This window comes from Ohessyouella blattaphilus (assembly GCF_024721265.1).
Classification (GTDB): domain Bacteria; phylum Bacillota; class Clostridia; order Lachnospirales; family Lachnospiraceae; genus Aequitasia; species Aequitasia blattaphilus_A.
In genome coordinates, this window is the sequence record NZ_JAMXOC010000047.1 from 1 (window position 1) to 4,667 (window position 4,667).

7 protein-coding genes are annotated in these 4,667 nt (G+C 34.5%); 5 read left to right on the top strand and 2 right to left on the bottom strand.

Translation table 11 applies throughout. The features are described from left to right. Window positions 1-197 precede the first annotated feature (197 nt). A complete protein-coding gene (gene tnpB, locus NHH16_RS14985; RefSeq protein ID WP_262070365.1) occupies window positions 198-551 on the bottom strand; it encodes an IS66 family insertion sequence element accessory protein TnpB in 354 nt (117 codons plus the stop codon). Continuing rightward, window positions 545-913, bottom strand: coding sequence for an IS66 family insertion sequence element accessory protein TnpA (tnpA, locus tag NHH16_RS14990; protein WP_262070404.1), 369 nt, complete (start codon window positions 911-913; stop codon window positions 545-547). Before tnpA ends, tnpB begins: the two co-directional genes overlap by 7 nt. Before the next feature lie 417 nt (window positions 914-1,330). Here tnpA and NHH16_RS14995 point away from each other — a divergent pair, with 417 nt between their 5' ends. From NHH16_RS14995 to NHH16_RS15015, 5 genes are all read left to right on the top strand, one after another. Continuing rightward, a complete protein-coding gene (locus NHH16_RS14995; RefSeq protein ID WP_262070405.1) occupies window positions 1,331-1,669 on the top strand; it encodes an ATP-binding cassette domain-containing protein in 339 nt (112 codons plus the stop codon). A gap of 53 nt (window positions 1,670-1,722) precedes the next feature. Further along, entirely contained in the window at window positions 1,723-2,076 is a 354-nt protein-coding gene (locus NHH16_RS15000; RefSeq protein WP_262070406.1) for an ATP-binding cassette domain-containing protein, read from the top strand. A 4-nt stretch (window positions 2,077-2,080) separates the two neighbouring features. Beyond that, on the top strand, window positions 2,081-2,785 hold the full coding sequence (locus tag NHH16_RS15005) for a flavodoxin family protein (RefSeq protein ID WP_262070407.1): 705 nt from the start codon (window positions 2,081-2,083) through the stop codon (window positions 2,783-2,785). Window positions 2,786-3,789: 1,004 nt separating this feature from the next. Further along, window positions 3,790-4,137 carry a DUF6442 family protein gene (locus NHH16_RS15010; RefSeq protein ID WP_262070408.1) on the top strand — a complete coding sequence of 116 codons (348 nt, stop codon included), beginning with the start codon at window positions 3,790-3,792 and terminating at the stop codon, window positions 4,135-4,137. A 6-nt stretch (window positions 4,138-4,143) separates the two neighbouring features. After that, on the top strand, window positions 4,144-4,353 hold the full coding sequence (locus NHH16_RS15015) for a helix-turn-helix transcriptional regulator (protein ID WP_262070409.1): 210 nt from the start codon (window positions 4,144-4,146) through the stop codon (window positions 4,351-4,353). Window positions 4,354-4,667 lie beyond the last annotated feature (314 nt).

The following is a 4,667-nucleotide window of genomic DNA, read 5'->3' on the forward strand; positions in this document are numbered from 1 at the left end:
ATGATCAGCTGATCTCTATAATCCATGGCTAAATCAGTACCTAAATGCCTTTCAAATGATACTAAAAGTATACCATAAAACAGTGTTTTTTACTATATTTTCAAGGTGCAAAAAGTACCTAAAAACGCCTAAAATACAGCGTTTCTAGCGTTTGATTTCGTCTCTTTTTAAAGCGAAAAAGATTGACAAAACGAAGCTTAGAGAATTCGTTTTTTAACACTCTCAATAGCTTTTGGTTGTTCAATTGCAAGTCCCTCCAAAAGCCAGCGAAGTTGTTGTCTAGTCAATGTACGAACTTCTTCTTTATTACGTGGCCATTGATATTTTCCAGACTCTAATCTTTTGTACAGGAGCACAAATCCATCGGACTCGTAAAGCAATGCTTTGATACGGTCACTCCGACGACCACAAAATAAGTACAAGGATTTATTATACGGATCCATCTCATAAGTATGAGCAACAATAGACATGAGGCCGTCAATGCTTTTTCTCATATCCGTATAGCCGGTAATTATAAAAATACGTCCGGCCTTTGAGATATCGCCTAACATATCGCTTTCAGTGCCTGCAACGTATTAGTCAATAAACGTGAATCCGCATTATTATTAATCTCCATCCGGATTCCATTAATATATAAACTAATCGCAGGGCTTTCTATAGAGTGTAGAGCATTATGCTCTACAACAGGCATTTCATCACTTAAAGCTATCTGTACGACTTCGTGTTTTTCTGCTACTGGTGTTGCCGAAACTGGCGAGGTATAACCTGACGCACGAAGCTTCTTGGCATGTTTGTAAAATGTGCTAACGACAATATCGTTTTCTTTACACCAGCGGTAATCACTAAGTCCACTTTTTTTACAAGATAGGATGATTTCCATCCATTCTTCGTCGGATAGTCTTTTTCTTGGCATAACATTCCTCCATTTCGGTTGGAGTGAAATAGTCTATCTGTGTTGTGAATGAAAGCGCGGTATAGAAAACCGTAGAGTGAAATGATCCATTATCACACAGTTCCCAGAATGGGAAGAGAAGGGAATCTCCAACTGTGATAATTGTTACACAAAACCGGCGAGGATAATAGCCGACAGATTATAAGGCACTTACTTCGGAACAGGTTGTAACGGGTAGTTTATTTACATATATAATCTGGATGGGATATGTCAAGGTGATAATGGTAGGAAGTATTATCACTTATACGAGATGTATATTTAATATAAAGGCATATATAAGTGGAATAATGAATAGCATAAGCACTTTGGTTAAAGATTCATATTTTTTGAGTTTGCTTTTTGATTTTTTAGATAAAAAAAGTCGAAAGAGATAAGGGAGTGGAAATTGCAAAAATTACGAGCATTGAACTTAGAAATTTTTCGTTTAAACCGGCTAATACCGATAAATATCTTTTGAAAAAAATTAATTTAGAAATAACAAAAGATAAAAGTATTGTTTTGGTTGGTTTGAATGGCTCAGGAAAAACTACATTATCAAAAGTTTTAATGGGCTTTTATGAAGAATATGAAGGTGAATTTTATGTAAATGGTGTTAACTTTAAAAGGATTAATAAGGAAAGCTATTATAGAAGGGTATCGGCGGTGTTTCAAGATTTTGTGAAATATGAGTCTACGATACGAGAAAACATATCATTTGGAGATGTAGAAAAAAACTAACAGAAAATGAAATTATTTTGAGTTTAGAGGAAGTTGGATTTACTAAACAAAGAATGACGGAGAAAGGGCTAGATGCAAAGCTAGGCTTTTGGTTTGATGACGGCCATCAAATATCCATTGGGGAGTGGCAGCGTTTGGCTATTGCAAGAGCCCTAATTCGAGACGCAGATATGTATGTGTTTGACGAACCGAATGCATCGCTGGATATGAAATCGGAGAAGCAGATTATAGAGAGCTTTATTAAAAATACAAAGGAGAAAATGAGTATAGTTATTACCCATAGACCTAATGCTATGCACCAGTCAGCCAATGAGATATTAGTCTTAGAAAATGGTGAGATTATTGATAGGGGAACTTATTCAGAGCTAATTAAAAGAAAAGGGGTTTACAATACTTTATATAAATGAAAATATGAAAATTCTAGCATACGTGGGCAGCATGCAAGGAGAGGAATCAAGGACATATTTGTATACTAAGAAGCTCTTAGATAGTATAAAAATAGAAGAACCAAAGATTGAATATAAAATTTTTACAGCCAAAGATTATAATATTCTTCCTTGTGAAGGATGCGGGTACTGCTTCAAACATAACATATGTAGGCAAAATGAAAAAGATAAGATGGAGGATTTGCTGAAGAATATACTTGATGCAAATCTTGTTATTATGGGAAGTCCGGTATATGCGCATAATGTTTCGGGGATTATGAAAAATGTGATAGATCGTATGAGTTATTGGATCCATACTATGAGATTGAGTGGAAAGTATGGAATGGCTATTTCCACATATGAATCTAATGGAGAAAATATAGTTATTGACTATTTGGATAATGTTATGAGTCAAATGGGGATAAAGGTAATCGAAAAGATGAGCATAAGTAGCTCAGAGCTAGCAGATATTAGTGTTTTAGACAGGAGCGTATATAAAACTGGCGTTTCCATAATAGAAAACTTGAAAAGCACTGTTAAAACTAGTGAAAAGTTAGAAGACATTTTTATGTCAAGAAAACGAATGTTTAAGTACTATAAGCAGTTGGGATACGACACGGAATTAAGTAAATATTGGGAACGTGAGGGAAGAAATAAGTATATTAGTTTTGAAGAACTATTAGGGAAATAGATGTAATATTGCATCTATTATCACAAGAAATCTCCAAATGGATTTGTATTAAAAGAAGTTTTAAGTTTTGCTCTGACTTGTGTAGGTTGAGACGGCTTGGTATCGTATGCATAGACAAAAGATATCATTCTCACGCTTTAATTATACTACTTTCACGGCGCCAGCCGATTCATTCTTTCCAACTATGATGAAGCATGCATTTATGTATGACTATCATTTATTGGAGAGCGATATCAGGGAAATAACTTGGCGTATAACGGAAAAAACAGGTATATGTATGAATTGAGAAAAATATAAAGTTTACTGTGTGAAATAAATAGTGAATTCTTTTGTATTCGACAAAAAGATTATGTGTTTATAGAATAATGTAATAAAATTCAGGGACTGATTCCGGCTATGCGATTAAGGTTTTGGCTAGGCTGTAAGAAAACGTTTCTCACAAGAACGAGGAATTACTTGAATAATTAAAATGGACAACTACACAATAACCGATTATGAACCACTCATACTAAATGGTGCCGAAAGAATTAGTGAAGCAGGTTTGAGTCTTGGTATAGGTTTCGAACTTGGTATCTTTTGGGAGATTAAGATGAATAGCGGCGAATGTTACTGGGCGAATGAGTGTAAAGAAAACTTGACATCCAAGAAGTGTAGGTATACAATTTAAGAATAAGTTGCAAATATAAAGTCAAAAAATTTAAATTGATTTTTGGGTACAATAACTCTGCCGTAGTTATTCGCTAGCTTGTGAAGGAGGTGTTGTTGATTACTCGGAGTAAGTTGTGGGTGCGACGTGGTTAAGCTTAGTAATATCAAAATAAAATTAGCAGTAAAAAGTACTGGGACATTATCTCACCATAATAGACTTGTATGAAAAAAGCTCAAAGACTTATCCAACTAGGATAAAACTGCGGCAATAAAGCTTTTTCGAATTCAATATGACAAAATAAAAATCCACGGCGTCACAAATAATTATAAAAATTGAAGAGAAAGGAGAGTATAGTGTGGAAGAACCCACATTATACAAAAACAATATGAAGATTGATGAAGTATTAAAAAGTGTCCGTGAAGAAAATAGTAAAGGAAAAGCAAGATTTATATGGCTAGAAGGTTATAGGTATGGAGTTATGGCTCTTTTTGTTATAACTTGCATACTGGGGGTCTACAATGGTATTTATGGATTTGAAAATGCAAATAGGGTTGTTCTGGCTATGTTTGGCACATATCTCGGAGCACAAAGTTTGGGAATTTATCGAATAACCCAAAAACGTATAGAGATAGTTAAGATAGTTGTGGGATTCTTATTAGGACTGGGTGCCTTGGCTTCATATATTGTTCAAACATCAAGGTAATAGATCATGGAAGAAAAAATAATTTTAAAAAACAACCTAAGAAAATATCGAGATATAAAAGGATATACACAGTCAGAGTTAGCAAAAATTGTGGGTGTTTCTAGAATTACTATTTCAAACATAGAGAATTGCCAATTTAGTCCGACAGCTAAGCTGGCATATGTATTGTGCTTAGCTCTTGATACCACATTTGAAGAAATGTTTTATTTTGATTAGTTAGATATAGGATTTGTGATAAATAAATGTGGGGTCTTAGGTGGCAGCGCCCCTAACAAGAGGTATTTGTATATACAAAATACGTATCTTGCATATAAGATATTACTGTAAAGGCGTCACTTTGACACTGCAAAAAGCGTCATCCTGACACCACTTAAGGCGTCATTTTGACATTGAAAAAGAGCCATTTTGGCGCCAAATAGATTTGCAATTATAGAATGTAGCTGATGTCATCTTTCCGGTGAGGAAACTGAAAGATGACTGAAAGTAAATGACTGTAGACGGCAAAAAAAGAGTGTGATATTTTAGAATTA

What these genes read in the sequence shown, in the direction of transcription:
- tnpB (WP_262070365.1), bottom strand. Translation starts at nt 551, where the DNA reads ATGTTAGGCGATATCTCAAAGGCCGGACGTATTTTTATAATTACCGGC.
- NHH16_RS15015 (WP_262070409.1), top strand. Translation starts at nt 4,144, where the DNA reads ATGGAAGAAAAAATAATTTTAAAAAACAACCTAAGAAAATATCGAGAT.
- NHH16_RS15005 (WP_262070407.1), top strand. Translation starts at nt 2,081, where the DNA reads ATGAAAATTCTAGCATACGTGGGCAGCATGCAAGGAGAGGAATCAAGG.
- tnpA (WP_262070404.1), bottom strand. Translation starts at nt 913, where the DNA reads ATGCCAAGAAAAAGACTATCCGACGAAGAATGGATGGAAATCATCCTA.
- NHH16_RS15000 (WP_262070406.1), top strand. Translation starts at nt 1,723, where the DNA reads ATGACGGAGAAAGGGCTAGATGCAAAGCTAGGCTTTTGGTTTGATGAC.